At 52.2% G+C, this 20,952-nt stretch carries 21 protein-coding genes and 1 tRNA gene; 2 read left to right on the forward strand and 20 right to left on the reverse strand.

The window, feature by feature from the left end:
- Positions 1-116 precede the first annotated feature (116 nt).
- The 15 genes from NYE26_RS31120 to rpsF form a co-directional block, all read right to left on the reverse strand.
- Positions 117-1,667 carry a M23 family metallopeptidase gene (locus tag NYE26_RS31120; RefSeq protein ID WP_339252627.1) on the reverse strand — a complete coding sequence of 517 codons (1,551 nt, stop codon included), beginning with the start codon at positions 1,665-1,667 and terminating at the stop codon, positions 117-119.
- A gap of 254 nt (positions 1,668-1,921) precedes the next feature.
- Positions 1,922-2,599: a hypothetical protein gene (locus NYE26_RS31125; protein WP_036728087.1), complete on the reverse strand. Its 678-nt coding sequence runs from the start codon at positions 2,597-2,599 to the stop codon at positions 1,922-1,924.
- 214 nt (positions 2,600-2,813) lie between these two features.
- Positions 2,814-4,100, reverse strand: coding sequence for an adenylosuccinate synthase (locus tag NYE26_RS31130; RefSeq protein ID WP_076081902.1), 1,287 nt, complete (start codon positions 4,098-4,100; stop codon positions 2,814-2,816).
- 216 nt (positions 4,101-4,316) lie between these two features.
- On the reverse strand, positions 4,317-5,678 hold the full coding sequence (dnaB, locus tag NYE26_RS31135; RefSeq protein WP_036699821.1) for a replicative DNA helicase: 1,362 nt from the start codon (positions 5,676-5,678) through the stop codon (positions 4,317-4,319).
- Position 5,679: 1 nt separating this feature from the next.
- Positions 5,680-6,126, reverse strand: a complete 447-nt coding sequence (gene rplI, locus NYE26_RS31140; RefSeq protein WP_036728030.1) for a 50S ribosomal protein L9 — start codon at positions 6,124-6,126, stop codon at positions 5,680-5,682.
- Positions 6,123-8,126 (reverse strand): DHH family phosphoesterase, encoded by a 2,004-nt coding sequence (locus NYE26_RS31145; RefSeq protein WP_339252631.1) that lies wholly within the window; start codon positions 8,124-8,126, stop codon positions 6,123-6,125. The genes rplI and NYE26_RS31145 overlap by 4 nt, the downstream gene beginning before the upstream one ends.
- Positions 8,127-8,137: 11 nt before the next feature.
- Complete coding sequence (locus NYE26_RS31150; protein ID WP_036728034.1) at positions 8,138-9,055, reverse strand: DUF2232 domain-containing protein; 918 nt, start codon at positions 9,053-9,055, stop codon at positions 8,138-8,140.
- A 6-nt stretch (positions 9,056-9,061) separates the two neighbouring features.
- The gene (locus NYE26_RS31155) at positions 9,062-9,364 is read right to left on the reverse strand and encodes a MazG-like family protein (RefSeq protein ID WP_179090524.1); all 303 of its coding nucleotides are present in this window, start codon (positions 9,362-9,364) and stop codon (positions 9,062-9,064) included.
- Between the two features lie 158 nt (positions 9,365-9,522).
- Positions 9,523-9,948 carry a CBS domain-containing protein gene (locus NYE26_RS31160; protein ID WP_036728036.1) on the reverse strand — a complete coding sequence of 142 codons (426 nt, stop codon included), beginning with the start codon at positions 9,946-9,948 and terminating at the stop codon, positions 9,523-9,525.
- A gap of 193 nt (positions 9,949-10,141) precedes the next feature.
- Complete coding sequence (locus NYE26_RS31165; protein ID WP_036728037.1) at positions 10,142-11,194, reverse strand: LCP family protein; 1,053 nt, start codon at positions 11,192-11,194, stop codon at positions 10,142-10,144.
- Between the two features lie 395 nt (positions 11,195-11,589).
- Complete coding sequence (opp4A, locus tag NYE26_RS31170; RefSeq protein ID WP_339252635.1) at positions 11,590-13,311, reverse strand: oligopeptide ABC transporter substrate-binding protein; 1,722 nt, start codon at positions 13,309-13,311, stop codon at positions 11,590-11,592.
- Positions 13,312-13,541: 230 nt separating this feature from the next.
- Positions 13,542-15,503: a DNA mismatch repair protein MutS gene (locus NYE26_RS31175; protein WP_339252637.1), complete on the reverse strand. Its 1,962-nt coding sequence runs from the start codon at positions 15,501-15,503 to the stop codon at positions 13,542-13,544.
- A 529-nt stretch (positions 15,504-16,032) separates the two neighbouring features.
- Positions 16,033-16,305 (reverse strand): 30S ribosomal protein S18, encoded by a 273-nt coding sequence (rpsR, locus tag NYE26_RS31180; protein WP_036699837.1) that lies wholly within the window; start codon positions 16,303-16,305, stop codon positions 16,033-16,035.
- Positions 16,306-16,326: 21 nt separating this feature from the next.
- On the reverse strand, positions 16,327-16,842 hold the full coding sequence (ssb, locus tag NYE26_RS31185) for a single-stranded DNA-binding protein (protein ID WP_036728041.1): 516 nt from the start codon (positions 16,840-16,842) through the stop codon (positions 16,327-16,329).
- 49 nt (positions 16,843-16,891) lie between these two features.
- A complete protein-coding gene (rpsF, locus tag NYE26_RS31190; RefSeq protein WP_036728042.1) occupies positions 16,892-17,176 on the reverse strand; it encodes a 30S ribosomal protein S6 in 285 nt (94 codons plus the stop codon).
- Between the two features lie 244 nt (positions 17,177-17,420).
- Here rpsF and NYE26_RS31195 point away from each other — a divergent pair, with 244 nt between their 5' ends.
- Positions 17,421-17,618 (forward strand): YjzC family protein, encoded by a 198-nt coding sequence (locus NYE26_RS31195; protein ID WP_036728044.1) that lies wholly within the window; start codon positions 17,421-17,423, stop codon positions 17,616-17,618.
- A gap of 344 nt (positions 17,619-17,962) precedes the next feature.
- Here the strand turns inward: NYE26_RS31195 and NYE26_RS31200 are convergent.
- From NYE26_RS31200 to NYE26_RS31215, 4 genes are all read right to left on the reverse strand, one after another.
- Positions 17,963-18,053 (reverse strand) — tRNA-Ser (locus NYE26_RS31200).
- 76 nt (positions 18,054-18,129) lie between these two features.
- Positions 18,130-18,342: a DUF951 domain-containing protein gene (locus NYE26_RS31205; RefSeq protein WP_036728045.1), complete on the reverse strand. Its 213-nt coding sequence runs from the start codon at positions 18,340-18,342 to the stop codon at positions 18,130-18,132.
- Complete coding sequence (locus NYE26_RS31210; RefSeq protein WP_339252640.1) at positions 18,342-19,379, reverse strand: mechanosensitive ion channel domain-containing protein; 1,038 nt, start codon at positions 19,377-19,379, stop codon at positions 18,342-18,344. Before NYE26_RS31210 ends, NYE26_RS31205 begins: the two co-directional genes overlap by 1 nt.
- Entirely contained in the window at positions 19,372-19,647 is a 276-nt protein-coding gene (locus tag NYE26_RS31215; protein ID WP_339252642.1) for a DUF3343 domain-containing protein, read from the reverse strand. Before NYE26_RS31215 ends, NYE26_RS31210 begins: the two co-directional genes overlap by 8 nt.
- A gap of 196 nt (positions 19,648-19,843) precedes the next feature.
- Between NYE26_RS31215 and yyaC the strand changes: the two genes are divergently transcribed.
- Entirely contained in the window at positions 19,844-20,452 is a 609-nt protein-coding gene (yyaC, locus tag NYE26_RS31220; RefSeq protein WP_036728050.1) for a spore protease YyaC, read from the forward strand.
- Here yyaC and NYE26_RS31225 read toward each other — a convergent pair.
- Positions 20,424-20,924 (reverse strand): DUF4446 family protein, encoded by a 501-nt coding sequence (locus tag NYE26_RS31225; RefSeq protein WP_209879288.1) that lies wholly within the window; start codon positions 20,922-20,924, stop codon positions 20,424-20,426. The two genes, yyaC and NYE26_RS31225, sit on opposite strands and share 29 nt — an antisense overlap.
- Positions 20,925-20,952: the final 28 nt, after the last annotated feature.

Raw genomic sequence — 20,952 nt, forward strand, 5'->3', positions numbered from 1 at the left:
ATACCTGCCTTAGCGTCACATCTATATAAGATGCCAGTTCAAAGAGAAATAAAAACCGCCCGAAATGATCCGGACGGCAGAGAAGAATTATAGAATGGTGGTCTAGCTCTTATCCATTACTTCAGGTATTTCATTGGATTGATGGCCGTCCCGTTCTTGCGGATCTCGAAATGCAGATGCGTCCCCGTCGAGCGCCCGGTGCTGCCCATAATTCCGATGGGGCTGCCCTGTCCCAGCTTCTGTCCGGTAGAGACCGAAATACTGCTTAAATGCCCATAGTACGTAACGTATCCGTTGTTATGGTTAACGATCACCACATTGCCGTACCCGTTCTGCACACCAGCGAAGCTGACCGTCCCAGCATCCGCAGCCTTGATCGTGCGGTTGCCCGATACCAGATCGACTCCCTTGTGTGTGCGTCCCCAACGCTCGCCGTAGCTGCTGGAGATCATCGCTCCGCTAACCGGCCAGGCGAACATTCCTGTTCCTTCACCTACAACCTTGGTGCCGGAATAGACTACTTCAGGCAGAGAAGCCTTCACTACGCTCTGGCCCAGCCATTCCTCCTGAACCACCTGTCCGTTCTCTTTGGTCAGCCTGTACTTCATCGTTTTGAGCCCGGTTTGTCCGGGGCGGACTACCTTCCGCTTGCCTGCCGGCAGCTGGTCACTCTTGCGGATAATAACCTCAGGCTCCGTGACCACCTCTTCGGTTACCTGTTCTACGGTCACGACCGTTAGGTCAGGCTGTGGCACCGTTAGCTGCAATTCATCCCCAATCTGCAGACTAAGCTCCTTCACCTCGGGATTATTGCGGAAAATCTCCGCCTGAGTGATATTGAACCGGGAAGCAATAGCGGAGACTGTGTCGCCTTCTTGAACCGCATAGCGCAGCGGCGCCTCCCTGCCTTCGGTCAGCACCTTCACTGCCTCTTCTACACTAAGCACCTTATTGGGATCTGCCTTCACCGGAACAATATTAACTTTCTCCCGGATCTTGACTGACTCCACCTGATCATTGGCGGCTGAACCAGCAGCTCCCGCCTTGGCCGCTGTCTTCTTCAGCTTCGCACCCGGAGCTGCCGCCTTCTGCGGAGCGTAATGCGACTTAACGGCCTGAAGCACCGCCGCCGCCGTCTCCTGATCCTTCACAATCCCGAGTGGTTCCCCGTCCACAGCCAGTTGTACGCCTACGGCATAAGCCTTGAGCATACCATCCAGCTTGTCCAGTGTAGCCTCGCTGTTAATCTCCGGCTTGTAAGCCCGCTGGGCCTCGGTCGTAATACCGCCGGTCTGTAGCACCATCACAGAGTCAGGATACTTGAGCTGATATTCCCGTCTCTTCTCCTCGAACAGCTTGTTCAAATCCGCCTGCTGGTTCAGCGCTCCAATCTCCTCACCGTTCACCAGCACTTTGTAATAGGTTACTGTATTCGCTGCTACCTGCTTCTTCTGTGCCCCCACCAGGAAGGTGGTCAGCAGAACCAGACCGGCAGAAGCCAGTATCCATGAACGCCGGCGGCGGGATTTCATCTCCGGCTGAAAGACACGGGGTTCACCCGAAGTTATTGCATCCTTACCTTGTTCACCTGCAGCACCAGATCCTGCGGATGCTTCTGCACGGTTCCGCAGGTTCCCCATCTGGCGTATAAACTTAAATCCTTTCATGAAACTCTCCCTTTCGGCTGTAAAAACAAGAATGTATATGCTTCGTGCATCCGATTTGCATGAGTACGAATATGACTGTATGACGCATACGATAAAGGTTACAAAATATTAACCCTTATTAGTCCTTTTTTACTGTACCATAGCCTGAAGAAAAATTTCAACTTTGCTCCCATAGCAAAACCCGCCAATTTCGCGGGTTTATTCCCAAAATATGCGTTTTAAACGGCGAATTCGTGTCCAAAAAATGACAATTTTTAATTCTGATTCGTCCCTCCGCTATCTGGTGTAAGCATTTTCATCAGCGCCTTATATTCATCCTCATCTACGTACTTCGCAATGATACCCTGCAGTTCCGTTACTTCGCTCTCTGTCAAGCCGCCTTCCAGGGCAGCGGAGATCTTGATCATCTCCTCCTGGGGAAGCTTATTCATCAGAATATTGAAGATATTGGATTTCGCATTAGCGGGCAGGTTCTCCTTTAGATCATTCATAGCCTCCGGCGTCATCACCAGATTCTGGTCCAGCCCCTGCTCACTCTGTTCTTCTCCCGAAGCGGCTTGTCCCATCACAGGCAGTGCATTATCCGGCACCGTCTCGTCTACCGATTTCTCTTGAAGATTCCCGGCTTTTCCGCCACTGTTGTCCTTCTTCTCTACCTCCGTCTTGCTTGAATCAGCCTCCTTGGTGGAGTTTTTAGTCTCGTTTGAGGCCGCTTTGGAATTCTCCTTGGGGGCAGCCCCGCTGCCTCCCATACCGGTCAGACTCTTCACGAAGCCGCCGATTCCCGGCCCCGGCCCGTCCAGCTTGATATCGAAGCTGGCCAGCACCGACTGGATATACGTATTCACCACATAGGCCGTTGTCAGCATGGACAGGCCGCTCGCCAGCACCACAATCAGGCAGATGCTCAGCGCACGCTTCACTATTTTCACCAACATCACTCCCTTACACCCTGCTCTATTCAACCTCAGAAGAATCGGTTCGCTATGATCCCATTCTCACAGTATTGACTAGAACAACGTCCGGGAAACGTCCCCGAAGCACATTAAAGCTGATTACCTGCTGAACAATAATCCTGACAAAACAAAAACAGGAGCCTCACCGAGGCCCCTGCTCCTATACGTATCTATTTAGTTCTGCTTCAGCCTAGATATAGATTGGCAGTACTTGATTAGTCTGTTCACGGTTGCGGCCCACAGAGAAGATCGAGATTGGAATCCCCGTCAGCTCCGATACACGTTCCACGTATTTGCGTGTGTTGGCCGGCAGATCCTCCAGCGTCTTCGCCCCAGTGATGTCTTCGCTCCAGCCTGGAAGCTCCTCGTAGACCGCTTCACACTCTGCCAGCATTTTCAGGCTTGCCGGGTAATGTGTGATAATATCTCCACGGTACTTGTAGCCGGTGCAGATCTTCACAGTCTCAAGACCGCTCAGGACATCCAGCGAGTTCAGCGATAGGCCGGTGATTCCGCTGACGCGGCGGGCGTGACGCACAACCACACTGTCGAACCAGCCTACGCGGCGGGCGCGTCCGGTTACGGTTCCGTACTCATGCCCGGTCTCGCGGATATAATCACCGGTCGCATCGTTCAGCTCTGTAGGGAACGGGCCGTCTCCTACGCGGGTAGTATAAGACTTCGCCACACCGATAACCTGCTTGATCTTGGACGGGCCCACGCCCGAACCGATGCAGACGCCGCCAGCCGAAGGATTCGATGAAGTAACGAACGGATAAGTTCCTTGGTCGATATCGAGCATCACGCCCTGCGCGCCTTCGAACAGCACCCGGGAATCCGCATCAATCGCATCATTCAGTACCACCGAAGTATCGGTTACATAGCCGCGAAGCACTTCTGCATACTCCAGATATTTGGTCAGAATCTCTTCCACATTCAGCGGCTCAGCGCCGTATACCTGAGTGATCACCTGATTCTTCTCTTCCATCAATGGACGAAGTCTCAGCTCGAATTCCTCAGCGTCCATCAGATCAGCAATCCGGATGCCGTTACGGGCAGCCTTATCCATGTAGCACGGGCCGATCCCCTTGCGTGTTGTGCCGATTTTGTTCGGGCCTTTGCGGTCTTCCTCAAGCGCATCCAGCACCATATGATAAGGCATAATGACATGCGCTCGATCGCTGATTACCAAGTTCTTCGTATCGAAGCCATTGTCATGAATATAATTAATTTCTTGGATCAGCGCTTCCGGGTTAATGACCATTCCGTTGCCGATAACACAAGTCTTCTCTTTATAAAATACACCAGATGGAATCAAGCTCAGCTTGAACTTCTTTCCGTCAATCAGAATCGTGTGACCGGCATTGTTACCCCCTTGATACCGGGCGACCACATCTGCACTTTCCGCCAGAAAATCCGTGATCTTGCCTTTGCCTTCGTCTCCCCATTGTGTTCCCACGACGACTACCGTTGACATGTACATTCCTCCGTAGGTGCTAGCAAGCACCATTATTTTTCCGCTTATCATAGGGGCTCTGTACGCGCTTCATCTTGTACGCAGCCCTCCGGACACCAGGCGGGCAGGCCGCCAAAGCACAATAATCAGTGTAACAGCGGCACTTTTTAAAGTCAAATAAAAACGAACGATCACAGACTGAAATGTGCGATCGTTCGTGTATTGTGCGAAGTTTGCCTAACCTGCAAACGGTTCTGCATGGGCCCGCTCGTAGTTGACGAACTTGTTGAAGTTCTTGAGGAACACAAGCTCCACCGTCCCTACCGGACCGTTACGCTGCTTGGCAATAATAATTTCGATAATGTTCTTCTTCTCGGTATCCTGATTGTAATAATCATCACGGTACAGGAACGCTACGATATCGGCATCCTGCTCGATAGAGCCTGATTCACGAAGGTCACTCATCATCGGCCGTTTGTCCTGGCGCTGCTCCACACCGCGGCTGAGCTGGGACAAGGCAATAACCGGAACGTCAAGCTCACGGGCGATCTGCTTCAGGGTACGGGAGATTTCCGATACCTCCTGCTGGCGGTTCTCGCCGGCCTTGCCCCGGCCCTGGATCAGCTGCAGGTAGTCGATGACAATCATTCCGAGTCCCTTTTCCTTCTTGAGCCGGCGGCATTTCGCCCGGATATCGGTAACTGTGATGCCCGGAGTGTCGTCGATGTAGATTTCGGACTCGGACAGCGACTGGATGCCCATCGTGAGCTTGGACCAGTCATCATCGCTCTTGAAATCACCGGTACGCATAATATTGGCGTCCAGATTGGCCTCTGCGCAGATCATACGCTGAACCAGCTGGGGCGCCGACATTTCCAGACTGAAGATGGCTACCGTCTCCTTCGCCCGCACCGCCACATTCTGCGCGATATTCAGAGCGAAGGCCGTCTTCCCGACGGAAGGACGGGCCGCCACAATAATCAAGTCATTGCGCTGAAAGCCGTTCGTCATATGGTCCAGGTCAACGAACCCGGTTGGAATCCCCGAGGTTCCGCCTTTATTCTGATGGAGCAGCTCGACCCGGTCGAATACCTGCATGAGCACATCGCGGATGGCAATGAACCCGCTGCCGCTGCGGCGGTTCGAGATCTCCAGGATTCGCCGCTCGGCGTCACTCAGCATAATGCCTACGTCTTCGCCGCCGGTATAGCCTTCGCTGACAATCTGCGTGGCTGTGCGGATCAGCCGCCGCAGCATCGCCTTCTCCTCAATAATCTGGGCGTAATAATCGACGTTGGCCGCAGTCGGCACCGCATGCGCCAGCTTCGCCAGATAGCTGACACCGCCGATATCCTCAAGCTCCCCCTTATCCTGGAGCCGGGATGTCAATGTAATCAGGTCAATCGGCTGGCTCTCTTCTCCGAGCTGCACCATCGCCTCAAATATCATCTGATGCGGTTTGTCGTAGAAGTCTTCGGTATTCACCCGCTCCATCGCGGTAATTAGCGCCTCATCCGACAGTAGAACTGCACCCAGTACGGCCTGTTCTGCCTCCAGATTCTGCGGGGGAACCCGATCGAAAAAGAGATCTCCACCCATCCTACTCCTCCGTTACCTGAACCGTGAGGTTAGCCTTTACTTCAGTATGCAGCTTAACTGTTGCCTGGAATGTGCCTACATGGCGGATCGAATCGCTCAGCTCAATTTTGCGCTTGTCGATGACGATGCCCTGAGTAGCTGCCAGTGTCTCGCCGATCTGCTTGCTGGTAATAGCGCCGAAGAGACGGCCGCCTTCGCCTGCTTTGGCCTTTAGAGTCAGGGTCAGCTCATCCAGCTTCTTGCCCAGCTGTACCGCTTCCTCCTTCTCCTGGTCCTTGCGGCGCTGTTCGGCTGCCGCCTGGTTCTCCAGTGTCTTCACATTACCGTCTGTAGCCGGACGAACCAGCCCGCGCGGCAGCAGGAAATTGGCTGCATAGCCCTCCGACACCTCTTTAACCTGCCCCTTCTTGCCTTGACCCTTAACATCCTTCAAGAATATGACCTTCATTCAAATAACCCCTCTTTCGCTTCAATTTCGGCCAGCACTGCGAGCAGTCTGGCTTCCGCTTCTTTGGTTGTTCCTTCAAGCTGTACAGCCGCGTTGGACAGATGTCCGCCGCCGCCCAGCTTCTCCATGACTACCTGCACATTCATCCGACCCAGAGAACGGGCGCTGATGCCGATCAGGCCGTCAGGACGTTCACTGATGACGAAGGACGCCACCACATTCGTCATCCCAAGCAGCGTATCCGCCGTCTGGGCGATCAGCAGCTGCGGGATCTTCATCCCGGGCTGTGTGACCACCAGTGCTATCTGGTCATACACCATGCGCGCATGCTTGATAATCTCCGCCTTCGAGATGTACTCCTGCAGATCCTCCTTCAGCATACGCTGAATGAGAATCGTATCCGCCCCGACCCGGCGCAGGAATCCGGCGGCCTCGAAGGTCCGCGAGCCTGTATGCAGCGCGAAATGCTTCGTATCGACCGTGATCCCGGCCAGCAGCATCGTGGCCTCCAGCGGGCTGAGCTTAATCTTGTCATGAATGTACTGCAGCAGCTCCGTCACCAGCTCACAGGTCGATGACGCATACGGCTCCAGATACACGAGCACAGCGTCATTGATGAACTCCTCACCCCGGCGGTGATGGTCAACCACCACAATCCGGCTGGCAACCTGCACCAGCCTCGGCTCCATAGTCATGGAAGCCTTGTGTGTATCCACAACAATGAGCAGCGTATGCTCCGTCATCATCTGGAGAGCCTGCTCTGGCGTGATGAAGGTCTTGTAGAGCGCCTCATCCTTGCGGATCTCCTCCAACATCCGGGTAATCGAAGGATTCGGCGTCTCCATCACAATGCTGGCTTCCACATTGTACATCTGTGCCGCCTTAAGCAGGCCAATCGCCGCTCCCACCGCGTCAATATCCGGTATCCGGTGCCCCATAATCAGCACCCGGTCGCTCTCCTGCATCAGATCCCGCAGGGCGTGGGCGATTACCCGCGCCCGGACGCGGGTGCGTTTCTCGGCGGCATTGGTCTTGCCGCCGTAGAAGGAGAGCCGCTGGCCCGCCTTCACAGCGGCCTGGTCCCCGCCTCTGCCGAGCGCCATGTCCAGACTCGACTGGGCAAGCGCTCCCAGCTCACTGGCCGATTCCGAGCCGTAGGCAAGGCCTATGCTCAGCGTCATCGGCACCTTGAGGTCTGCCGTCATCTCACGGACCTCATCCAGCACCACGAACCTGCTCTCCTCCAGGGCCTGAAGGCTGCGGTGGTTCAGCAGCATCAGGTACCGCTCGGAAGACAACCTGCGCAGATATACCTCGAATTGCTTGCTCCACTCGGTAATCTCACTGGCAACCTTGGCGATTAGCGAAGTACGCTGCTGATCATCCATCCCCTGGGCGGCCTCATCCAGATTATCCATCATGACAATTCCAATCGCCAGCTTCTCTTCCTCATACCGCTCACGCAGCACCACAAGCTCGGTAATATCGAATAAATACAGCAGCCGTTCGCTTGGAATCACTACAACCTCATAATAGCGGTCATCCACCGTAAGCTCATGGCGCTGCTCCTTCAATACCCCTTCCTTAACCGGTTCCCGCTTGGACGGCAGATTCTGCAGAGAAGCCATAACCTCCGGCATCAGCTCCTGCATATCTTCACCCACAAGCGACTTGCGGGAGAAGATCTGGCCGGCATTCCGGTTATGCCATTCCACCGCCCGGCTCTCACTGTACAGGATAATCCCGAGCGGAAGCATGCTTACAGCCTCCCCCTCCACCCGCTTGATGCGGAAGGACAGGCCGTTGATATAATCTACAAGGTTGCGGCGGAACGACAGCTCGGCCTGCAGCATGGTGAAACACAATGTGCCGGCCAGGAAGAGACTGGAAACTCCGAGGACCCAGTTATAGATACTGACTACTATAATCAGGACCAGCAGCAGTAAGAACGCCCACACGGTATGATAGCCGTGCCAGCGTCTTTGCAGAAATTTTGGCATGAGCCCTCACCCTATCGTTTCGATTTCTTCACAAGCTCCCGCAGCGGAAACGCCAGGTCCACCACACCAATAATCCAGAATCCCGGCAGAGCAATAACAGGGATTGCCAGCAGAAGAGCGATGATCTTGCTCCACTTCCGTTCATGCACCAGGAAGAAGAGGAAGCCGATGGTCTGGATCTTGAACGCAATCTGCAGCAGCGGCAGCAGATTGGCCGAGACCATTAGCATGAAGCCGCTGTCGGCACCGCCGAACAGCAGGCTGATTACGACGCCAAGCAGATAATACCAGATGAACGATCTGGCCAGTCTCCATTCCCGCGCCGGCTTCAGCTTAGGCACCGCATATTCCATACTGTTCAGAATAGGGCGGACAATGGAATGGGTAATGACCGCAATCACGAACGCACTGAGGATCAGCGTCATCGGTATCGCTTGGATCGTCAGCCAGCTCATCTGGCCAATCTGATCAGAGGAGAGGGCGATCTCGGACAGCAGCGGATTGCTTGCCCCCATACTTGCCAGCCAGTCTGCATAGGTCTTCAGAACATCATAGACGTAGTCGTACAAATTGAACTTAAGGAACGTCGTACTGATCAGCAGGATCAGCAGGAATTCAGCTAGTATAGCGACCATACCGGCAATTAGTGTAGAAATCGCTGAAGCACGCTTCTTGTACCATCGTCCCATCACAAGGGCCGGGATTAAGAAATAAGCCGCAATCAGGATATACATCGGGGTAATCAGGCCCACAATCAGCAGAACCGGTAACAGATGCAGAATGAACTGCTTGGTGTTAAGGGTCGTAAAGAGCACTATGGCCGGAATAATCATAAAGAATGTTGTAATAATTAGCAGCGGGGTTGACAGGGATAACAGCAGCAACAGATAAGCTACGCTCCAAGCCACAGATGTCCAGCGAAATTTCAACAGTATTCACCTCTTACGCATATGTTCTTCTAATGCAGATATATCCTGGTACCATTCTTCGAGCTGATGGCCCTCCTGCCTATGCTTTCGCAGCTTCTCCAGCAGTAAATCATCCAGCTCGCGATAAGGAATACCGAGTCTGCGCCCCAAGATGTACGAGCTCATAATCAGGCTGGCCAGACTGTCGCCGACACGCGTGGTACTGCCTTCCCACAGCGCTTTGAATAACCTTGAGACTTGATCAATAACTTCCGTCTTTAACCACTCAATTACCTTGGCGCGTTTGGCCACATCCAGATCCTTCGGCACATTGGGCACTGTCTCTCTACCTCCGGCAAAAAGCATTATTCTCCATTATAGCATAAAAATTTCCGAGCCACACGGACGCCTGCCGCCCCTGAATACCGCCTTCCATCTTTTAAAAAAGGCCCGCATTCCGCTTCGCCGGAAATACAGGCCTTGGTACCTTATAACGATTCGAGCGATTGCCGTGAGACAAATTTCTCGCAGTATTCAATAATCTGGCTCCGGCGTACAATGCCGATGAACCGCTTCATGTCGTCGACCACCGGTACAAAGTTCTGGACCTTGGCCAAATTAATCAGATCTTCCATATCCGCATCAATCGAGACCGCCAGATTGTTCATCCGCAGCGGGACATCCTTAAGCAGAAATTTGGAAGCATTCTCAAAGGTGACCGCGCCGCCCGACTCCTTCATATACCAGAGCAAATCACCTTCTGTAACCGTTCCCGCATATTCTCCGTTGCGGTTCAGGATCGGCACTGCTGTATAGCGGTGAAACTCCATCCGTTCCAGGGTCTGCCGCAGCGTCGAATCCATGGTAACACATGCGACCTCCTGCTTCGGAAGTAAAAAAAACGCAATGTTCATCTCTTAATCCTCCTCAAAGAATTCCGAAGGAATGCTACTTTACCTTCCTTGCACTAAAGCCCACCGTAGTTATACGTCTGCCCTCAGCAATAAGTTCCATTCCATTATAGCATGAAGACAGTAAACAGCAGCCATTAACCTTGAGGGAATGGCTGCTGTTTTTATAACGGGTCAAGAAAATCGGTTCTGATCCTTATTGTACTGCAGGTGTGGCCGAAGGCTCAAGCGCATTGCCGGCCTTGCCTGGCTCAATCAGCTGGTCAACCGGTGTGCTGGGGTTCATCCAATTGTCGATCAGCGCCTTGGCTTTATTCAGATCCTCTTCGTTCACTATATCGTAGTAGACCCCGTCCATCCGTTTGCCTTCCCCCATCACCGTGAAGCTGGAGATATCCATGTCCTTGCCGCCCATGAACTTCTTGGCGAGACTGATGATCATCGAGGGCTGAATATCCGTTTTGAAGTTGTCGCCCATGATATCCAGGAGCTCAGGAATATTGCCGATCTGGCTGATCGATAACATTTTATTCGCTACGACATCAATAAAGACCTGTTGACGTTTGGTCCGGTTGAAGTCGCTATCCTCACGGTAACGGGTATAGTTAAGTGCCTCTTCGCCGCTATAATTCGACTTATTGGCCTTAATGGTGAATTTCTCATGGTCTTTGCCTTTGTTGACAATATCCTTCTTGATCGGGAGCGGCACACCGCCAATGGCATCGACAGCATCCTTCAGCCCCTGAAAGTTGATGGTGGCATAATATTGAATATCATGGCCGAGGAGCGCTTCCAGTGTGTCCTTAGACATTTGCTGCCCGCCGAATGCATACGCATGTGTAATTTTATCCTTCTTATTGTCCTTGTATCCGATAATTTCCGTGTAGGTATCCCGGGGAACGGAGATCAGCAGAATTTTATAATCCTCCGGCCGGATCACCGCATACATCATGGTATCTGAGCGTGCGGTTTCATTCTTCCGCTGATCTGTACCAAGAAGCATCAGAGAGAACGGGTCGCTTTTGAGTGCCACGGGTTCAGCCTTAACGGAAGTCGGTGTCTTGCTGGTGTTATTCTCCAGAGGCACATAGGATGCATCCGTCAGCTTCTGCTCCACCTGATCGGATAAAAAGAGGTCGAATGCCAGCACAGCCAGCGGCTTCTGGAACAGAAACCCTCCGGCTGCAATCACCAGTACCAGAATGAGCGCAATGTATCTTTTTTTTATTTTTTTAAGCTTATTCATCATTTTTGATTCCTTCTTTATGGTGGAATGTACATATTATGAACGTAATCTATTTACAATGGCCGCCTGGGCTTCCAAGGCAGTCATGAGTGGGCTGTTCTAGCTGCTGTACGCCGCCCTGCTTCAGATGGTATTATTCCCCCTTTCCGGGATTCGGGTCGTTCTAATTGTAGAATAAACCTGGAAAACGGCTTTGACACATAAACAATATTTCTATTGTAATCACTTCACCACTAAAAAGAAACAACAAATAACGACAACTTTGACACTTAGGCCGCTTATATTCCATAAAGTATATGACGCAGCAAACGGCGTTTTGATTCTTTTTCAGCCAAAAAAAATAAAAAAAGACAGTCTGTTCAGCCACTTAACACAGCAGATCAGACCATCCTCTTAGCCTATTCAGTATCCTTAATCCACCAGCTCTGCGGATTGATGATATTGCTTAAAGCGTTCATTGTTACCCCTTGCAGGCGCTTATTCACCGCAGTAATATCCGAGCGTTCAGCAAAAAAGATCATTGGAACCTCATCATTGATCAGCTTCTGCCATTCATAGTAGATTTCCTTCCGGAAGTCCTTATCATACGCCTTCAGGCTAACCCCTTCCCGGATCAGGTCCTCACTGCGCTTCGACGTCCACCGGGGGTAATTCCACGAATCGGTAGCGCGCCATAAGCCCGAAGGATCAGGGTCGCTGGCCAGTCCCCACACGCCGTTGAACAGCTCCACTGCCGGATCATCCGACTCCACAGCTTCATAAAAGGTATTCAGCTCCTTGAGGCTTCCTCCGCTGAGCCGCACATCCAGCCCGACATCACGCCAATTCTGGAGAATGGCTGCCGTCCGGGCCTCAGCTGTCTTGCTGCCGCTCATCGCATCATAGTGAATAACGAGCTTCTTGCCGCCGGGATCTTCGCGGAGTCCATCCCCGTCTAGATCCAGATACCCGGCCTCATCCAGCAGCTTCCCAGCCTTTTCCGGAGAATAGGGATAGGTGTCGATCTCCTCATCCGCGATCTTGGCCCAGCTGGAGCTGGGGATAGGTGTCTCGATAAGCGTCCCAAGGCCATAGGAATATTTATCTAGAATCCCTTGCCGGTCAAGTGCATAATACATTGCCTTACGCAGTCGTTTATCCTTGAACTTGGGATTATCCATTACCACCTGACCGTCTGTCTCATCCCAGTGTCCAAACTTGAACCCGATATATTCAAACGACATTCCTGGTGTGACCCTAATCTCTACGTTATCCAATTGCCCTGCGGCCTCATAGGCATCACGCGGCAAAGCCGCCATATCGACAGTTCCTGCTTCAAGCAGAGAGGTAATATCCTTGCTGTCGATCGCCTTATAAGTAATCCCGTCCAGAAGCGCTCCGCCCTTGTAATAATTATCGAACCGTTTCATTTCCACCGTCTGGCCCGGCACAATGCTGGTTACCATGAACGGACCCGTGCCAATTGGCCGCTTGCGCACCTGATCGCTGTCCAGCATATCCTTAACTGCCACTCCCGCGAAGTACCGCTTGTTCATCGGGTAGGCCCACAGATTATCAATCACGTTCACCCGTGCTGAATTCATTGTAATGCGCAGCGTATACGGGTCCATCACCTTAAGCCCTGTAATTTCCTTCGCCTGGCCCTGGTGGTACGCTTCTGCGCCCTTGATCATCTCAACGCTATAGTATCTGGAACCCGTATACTCCGGGCTGGCGATAGTCTCCAGAGCAAACTTCCAATCCTCCACGGTCAGCTCATCCCCGTTATGCCAGCGGACCCCGGGCTTAATGGTGAATGTGAACACCGTATGATCCTCGGACTCCTGCCAGCTGGCGATATTAGGAGCGGTGGACAAATCATCCTTCACAGTGAACATGGCCTCAGTGGTGAACTCCAGCACATTGGAATCATCTTCTCCTTCGAAGAATGCCGGTTCAAAGATCCCTTGAAAAGCGGACGGGTAGCCGAAGGTCACAGTCCCGCCTGTAATGGGTTCATCGGCTGTTTGGCTAAGGCGCGCCACAACATTCTTGACGGCCGGGCTTGGCCCGCTGCATGCCGACAATGCCACCAAGAGCGCAAGCGGTAGCATCAGTCTGCCGATGAGTCGGTTTGACATATATTTCTTCCCTCCCGGGTTGGATCACACAGTAATGTAAGCGGTTTCTACACTAGATTTTACTGTAATGCCTATTATGCAGATTATGGACAAATAATTATTCCACATTATAGAGGATATACAATATTCACTGTAAAGTGAAGTCTTTAATTTATTTCGGGGCAGCCCAGAACCCTTCCGATGTAGAAAAAAGCCTGCCCTGACGGGCAGACTTCAGCTATAGCAGCGCCTTAATTTTCCTCTCCCGGATGGATGATGCTCAGGCCCTCTACATGCTTTTTCCGCATCAGCTTACGCTTCTTCCGGGTCTCCTTGCTCTCAAAAATAATATCAAAATCATAATCCTCGGGGTACAGCTCCTCCTTGGACAGATAAGGCTTCAGCCGTTTGTGGTTAATACTCAGCTTCTGCTTCTGGATCATCACTCCGACCCTCCCCCGGCTGTCCTTCTTCTCATAGACAATTCCCGTCCGCCCTAAAGAGCTGACATAGACAGCATCTCCTATCGCAAATTCAGGTACTGGAGTATGCGCCTCCTGTGATGCAACGTTTCCCTGCTGTCCTTCAGCCGTTCTATCCGCTTTTGCAGTTATTTCATTCTGCGCTGCTTTAGCTCTCTCAGCAGCTCTGATAGCGTCCTTCCAAGGGCTGTGGCCGCCTCTGTGTCCCTGCTGCTCTGTCACAAGCTGTTTGGCCCGCTCGATAACGGAATGGACAATACCCAGCTTCTCGGCGATCTGCAGCGCGTAGCTCTCTCCAGCTTCGCCAATCGTTAGCTTATACAGCGGCTGCAGCGTGTTCTTATCGAACTCCATCCGTGCATTCTCGAAGCCTGCCGTTGCCGCCGCGAAGGCCTTCAGCTCATTGAAGTGGGTCGTTACCACGATATTAGCCCCCTTTCGGTTCAACTCCTCCAGAATCGCGATGGACAGCGCGAACCCTTCACCAGGGTCTGTGCCGGCAGCCAGCTCATCAATCAGCAGCAGCACGCCTCTGCCGGCATCATAGAGCATTCCTTCAATACTCTTCATCTGTGCCGAGAAGGTGCTTAGGGACTGTGTCAGGCTCTGTCCGTCTCCGATAACGCTCATTACATTGGTGAAGACCGCGAAGTCACTGCCGGGATCAACCGGTACCAGCAGGCCGGACTGCGCCATTAATACGAGCAGGCCCAGGGTTTTGAGCACAACCGTCTTGCCGCCTGTATTCGGCCCGGTCACGATCAGCGATTTATACCCTTGACCGAGCTCCAGACTGACCGGCACCATATCCTTCAGCAGGGGGTGACGGCCTCCATTCATCCTTACATAACCGCGTTCGTTCAGAGCAACCGGCCCCGCATCCATTACCCGGGCAACCTTCCCTTTGGCGAAAATAAAGTCATACATGCCCGTCACCTCAATATTCAGCCGGATAGCGGCCTGTTCCTGCTCTAACAGCCCTGTCAGCATGCTCAGGATTATTCCTTCCTCACGAGCCTCGTCAGCAGTCAGGAGCTCGATTTCTCCCTGTAACGAGGCCACCTCATCCGGCTCCACGAATACCGTCTGCCCGCTGGTGGACTGGTCCAGCACCGAGCCCCTAATTTGCTTGTGATACTCCCGTTTCACCGGAATGACATACCGCCCGCCGCGCATACTGACCAGACTTTCCTGTAAAATGGATTTGTGGCGGTTCATAATACTCTCCAGCTTCCGGTGCAGGCGCTCCTTGGCGACTGCCAGCCGTTTGCGGACCCGTTCCAGTCCTTTGCTGGCGTGGTCATCAATGACGCCCAGCCGGATACACCGTTCTATCTCGTCCCGAACCCCATTCAGCTCCTGAAGGGATGCCCCGTAAGCGGCGATGCGCGGCGCTATCTGCTCCTTGGCGGCCATGTATTTCCTGAGCTGTCCGCAGCTGTTCAGAAACAGCGAGACTGCGGTGAAATCCTGCTCATTGTACATATAGCCGGTCCCGAGCAGTGACAGCACCCATTCAATGCCCTCCAGCGAGGGAATCGGCACACTGGCTCCGCGCTCCAGCAGCTCCTTCGCTTCTTGCGCCTCCTCAAGCGCCCGGTGTATCGCCGGCAGGTAGATCATTGGCTGAAGCTCTCTGACAACCCTTCTTCCCTCATAAGATACCGCATAACGCAGCAATTCCTGCTTAATCGTCTCATATTCCAATGTGTGCAGACTTTGCAGATTCAACTTGAGTTCCTCCTTGTATACAAGTATATTTCTTATCCCAATCCACTGCGCATAACGCAAAAAGAGGGCAAAGAACCGCCACCACGGCAGTCTTCGCCCTCTTTTTGCTGCTGCTGCTTCTCTTTGGCTTCAGAGTCCCGCCCCTTACGGGAAGACGACTAAAAACAGAAAAAACCGTGCTGCAAGAGCACGGTTAATCACAAAGAGAACAATAGCCGGATCAAGAGGCCATCATGACGCTTCGCGTGTGTTCTTAACTAAATCATTCATTCCAGCAGCCCGCAGTCTACTCAGTCAGAGATGTCATCAGGACAGACTCCAACAAGACATGCCCCCGGCAAAATCAGAGCATGCGGCGGCTAACAGCCGGAACGATATGAAATTGCTTAGTTAAGAACGCTCACCAACATCAAAATTTCCCCTTTAGTTATAGGATACCTGTAATTTACTACACCTGGAATCCGTTTGTCAATTATGGGTTATCCCATACAAAAAGCAGCCGGCTAAGCCGGCTGCTTCATAAAACGTCCTATTCTGTTGTGTAAGGCAGCAGCGCGATTTGACGCGAGCGCTTTACAGCAATAGTCAGAGCGCGTTGGTATTTTGCACTTGTACCCGTTACACGACGCGGCAAGATCTTTCCGCGTTCGCTGATGAACTTCTTAAGAAGCTCAGTGTCTTTATAATCAATGTGAGTAATCTTGTTCACAGTGAAATAGCACACTTTTTTACGCTTGTTGCGTCCACCACGACGTGCCGGTCTTTTGTCGTTGTCCGCACCTTCTCTTGGTTTGAAAGCCATGTTCAGTTCAGTCCTTCCTTATTAAAATGGCAAATCATCGTCCGATATATCGATCGGTTTTCCATCGCCCGAAAAAGGATCTTGGGTATTGTTGTTACGCGAGAAATTATTGTTGTTGCCATTTCCGCGAGCACTGTTCCCGCCGTTACCGCCGCCACCGAAGGCTGGCTCTTCAGGCATACTTCCACCACTTGATGCATTTCCGCCTTCACGGCTCTGCGCGGATTCCAGGAAACGGACATTATCGGCAATAACTTCAGTAACGTATACACGTTTGCCTTCGTTATTCTCGTAATTCCGTACTTGGATGCGTCCTTCCACGGCTGCCAGTCTTCCTTTGCGCAAATAATTGGCACAGGTCTCAGCCAGCTGTCTCCAGGTTACTACCGGGATAAAGTCCGCCTCGCGTTCACCGTTCTGGCCCGTAAAGTTACGGTCTACGGCAAGCGTAAACTGTGTTACGGCAACACCAGCAGGAGTATAACGAAGTTCCGGGTCACGGGTCAACCGACCGATCAGAATGATACGGTTCAACAATTAGGTCCCCTCCTTAATAGCGCGATTCGTTACAAAGCTTGTCAATATCTTAGGCAACGTCGTTCGTAATGAGATAACGAATTACTTCGTCAGAAATCTTCATGATACGCTCAAGCTCAGTAACTACTGCAGGTTCTGCATTGAAGTTAACCAAAACAAAAACGCCATCACGATGTTTCTTGATCTCATACGCAAGACGGCGTTTACCTTGCACATCGTGCTTTGTAATTTCTCCGCCGTTGGAGATGATGCCTTGGAATTTTTCGACTGCTGCTTGAACGGCTTCTTGTTCAATGTCAGGACGAATAATGTACATGACTTCATATTTGCGCATAATTTTCACCTCCTTATGGTCTGCGGCCCCTGATCAGGTCAGGAGCAAGGAACGAGCACAAACATAGACTCGCACCAAATCAATATACCAAACCCAGCAGAGGATTGCAAGTTTTATTAATACGTACCAGATGCTGGACCCCCAAAAAATGTTGGCGGATTCCGTAAGAACCTCTGAGTAATCCCTCATCGTCAAGGCCACAATATAACAGCTTCATCATTCGATTACAGGAGGTTATTCACCAATGGGCGAACAGACGGAGTATGAAAAGGGCGACAAAGCCCCCAACCCGGGCGTTTACACCGAGGTAGGCGAAGCGCGGAGCTTCCACACGGAGATTCAGAATCCGAAGCGGATTACAATGGAGAAAGGCGACACCTTCCCGGAGACCAGCAACCAGAACCGCAAGTGGAAAAAAGTCGAGAAGGCCCGTGTCCATTAATTTCAGCAGCCAGGTATAAAACCTTGAAGGCTGCGCATACTAGACCCAGGCAGTACAAAAGAGAGGTGTGGTTCCGTTGAACGTCGCAGACGAACACGATCACAGGGATTCTGAATTCAGCAGCTATCGTACCCGGGGAGAGTGAAGCTGGCTCTGTAAAAAGGAGTAACAGCTTTGGCATTACCCAATCACAGTAGTAGCTATAGACAGAGATTTCCGAACGTCATTGATGTACTGCCTCTGGAAGAGAGACCTGCGAAGGTCTCTCTTTTTGCGTATACAGACACAAAAAAGCCCCCGTATCAGAACGGAGGTCTCATAAATTAAGAATATAATTGCTGAAGTGGCGGAGAGGGTGGGATTCGAACCCACGCACGCTTTGACACGCCTAACTGATTTCGAGTCAGCCCCCTTGGGCCTCTTGGGTACCTCTCCGCAGCAAGAATTATCATATCATGCTAATCGCACAATTGCAAGCGTTATTCATTTGCGTTTCGCTTCCTGCGCCAGCTTAATTATTCTCCGCTCCACTATCCGCTGAATGCAGGACCTTCTTCAGATTCTTTTCGAATTTGGCGCGGGGAATGAGGACACTGTGCTGACAGCCGGTGCACTTAATCCGGATATCCATCCCCATACGGATAATCTCCATCTCGTTACTTCCGCAGGGATGCTGCTTCTTCATCTGCACAATATCACCCAGCCCGAATACCTTGCGTTCCATTACTCTTCCCCCTCCTCTGCCTCTTGCGCAGCAGCTACCTGCCTTCTTGGGCTGGCCTCTTGCTCCTCACGGGCTCTACGGGCTTCCTCTATGCGTTCCTGCTCACGGGCCGCCTCAGCCTCTCTTGCCTCCCTCTCCGCCTGCTCACGCGCCTCCTGCTCGGCCTTAGCAGCCTCCAGGGCGCTCTGCTTCTCCAGAGCATGCTTGATATCATTCTGAATCTGCCGCTCGGCAGCGTCTCTGGCATTAGGCAGGCAATTCGCCGCTATGCGGATGACATACTCTGAGGTGCTCATCGACTGGATTCCCAGAATATTAGGGTAGGCAATGACACTGGAGCTGCGTTCCTCGATGCCCTGAAGCGCCTCGCCGATCAGTGCCAGGGTGGCTTCGAGCCCGCGTTCGATTTTAACCGGAACATCTACTACAGCCAGTGCATTCGCCAGCGAATAATTCGTCACATTAACAATCGTGCCGTTAGGAATGATGTGTACCTCGCCCGTAGCACTTAACAGTCTGGTCGTCCTCAGGCCAATCATCTCTACCGTTCCCTTATAGGTTCCGCTCTGGATAACATCCCCGACTGCAAACTGGTCCTCAAAAATAATAAAGAAGCCCGTAATCACATCTTTGACCAAACTTTGTGCGCCGAACCCTATAGCCAGCCCGACTACCCCTGCTCCGGCGAGCAGCGGCTTCAGATCGAAGTTGAACTCCGACAGAACCAGCAGAATCATGGTGAAGTTACAGAAGAAGGTAACCACATTCTTCATCAGTCCGCCGACCGTGGAGAAGCGCCGGTTATTGACTAATGCCCTCCCCCTCGTCTCCCGCTCAAGCGACCGGTCAATCACATTGGAGACCACCTTGATAATCACCCGGGTCAGAATGAAAATTATGAGAATTCTGATTCCCGAAAACAGGACCGCGGCCCACATATCAGTATTGGTGAACCAGTCCCATAATTTATCTTTGAAGCGGACGGCATCATTAACAACACCGTCAACGCCGTCGGCCGCCAGTAAGCTGTTAATCATCGAACCCCTCCTTCTCCGTTATTTCCACATACCCTGCACCCTCAATGGCCTTGGCGAAGATCCCCCGGATCTCTACGTTCTGCTCTTCGACCAGGACCCTTACCTCATCCAACGCACTCCGGTAGAATTGGATCGACATCGCACAGCCGGCGGTGATCTCCTTGGGCGTAGGGAAGATATCGATTTCAATCTCCGCATATTCAAGCAGCATCTCGGCGCGCAGCGCCTGCTGGGTCGAATCAAACGCTAGCAGCAGTTCCTCCTCCACACTCCACGCCTCCTCTGGGCTATTGGTCCTATCTATTGCCGCCATAGTATAAAAAACCACTTCCATCCATATACTAGGATCATCAGAACACGCTCCCGCGGACGTAAGCCTTGCATAATCAGCAGCCTGGCAGCCTGATTGCTTTTTCAGCTGATTTTCCGTGATTTGCAGTCGCCGCCTCAGAAAGGACGATTATATGAATTTCTCTTCCAAAGCTCCACCGCTGCAAGAACCATCCTGTTTAAAAATATCACATGCCGACCCCAATATCTATTCTGCCATTACCCACCGTCTGCTGTTCCACTTTTCGCGCACCCGTCCGGATACGCCCATTGTCATTATCTGCGTGGGCACGGACCGCTCGACCGGCGATTCTCTTGGCCCCCTGGTCGGCACGACACTGGCCCGCTTTCACAGCCCGCTGTTCCATCTCTACGGAACGCTGGAGGAGCCGGTACATGCCATTAACCTGGAAGAGACAGTTAGCCTTGTGTACCAAAAGCATGCCAACCCGTTCATCATCGCCATTGACGCCTGTCTCGGCCAGTCCACCAGCGTCGGCTGCATTCAGGTGGTTGAAGGTCCGCTGCGTCCTGGCGCAGGGGTCAACAAGCAGCTTCCCCCCGTTGGCGATATCCATTTGACCGGCATCGTTAATGTGGGAGGATTCATGGAATATTTCGTATTGCAGAACACCAGATTAAGCCTGGTGATGCGCTTGTCGGATATTATTTCATCCAGCCTCTACTCTGCCTTGAAGCAGTGGAACCTGCATGCTAGATCTGCTGCAACGCGAGAGCAATAACTTCCTTCTCCTCCGGTGACAGAGCATACGGGGTCTCTCCCTGTTCAATCGGCTTAGCATAGATATATGAGTTCTCGCGGTTGTGCAGACTGCTCAGCACAATCCCGCTGTGGTTGTCATCCAGAATGGCAAGCGAGAAACTCAGGTCATTACCGCGTTCTCCAAAAGCATTATAGCGCTTCATGGCCACCTTCGACTTCATGCCGCGCATTTTGGTATGTGCCGCTTCAAGCAGCGTCTTCTGCTCCAGCTGGACCTCCTCCAGCATATCCCCCTGATTCTTCAGGTTGACCAGCAGATTCTCCAGATCCTCTATGCCATTCCCGCCCATCATGGCTTCGTACCGGCTCCGCATTCTGCGAAGCCTGGCACCCTGGACGATCATCATAATGGCCATCAGTATGATTACCCCGGCAAAGCCCATGATGAACGCCGATAAATACTCGCTTATGATTTCATTTAACTCCGACATGTTGAATCATCCTTTATACAAAAATAAG

Origin of the sequence: Paenibacillus sp. FSL P2-0136 (assembly GCF_037975325.1) — a bacterium.
Lineage (GTDB): Bacteria > Bacillota > Bacilli > Paenibacillales > Paenibacillaceae > Paenibacillus_AQ > Paenibacillus_AQ silagei.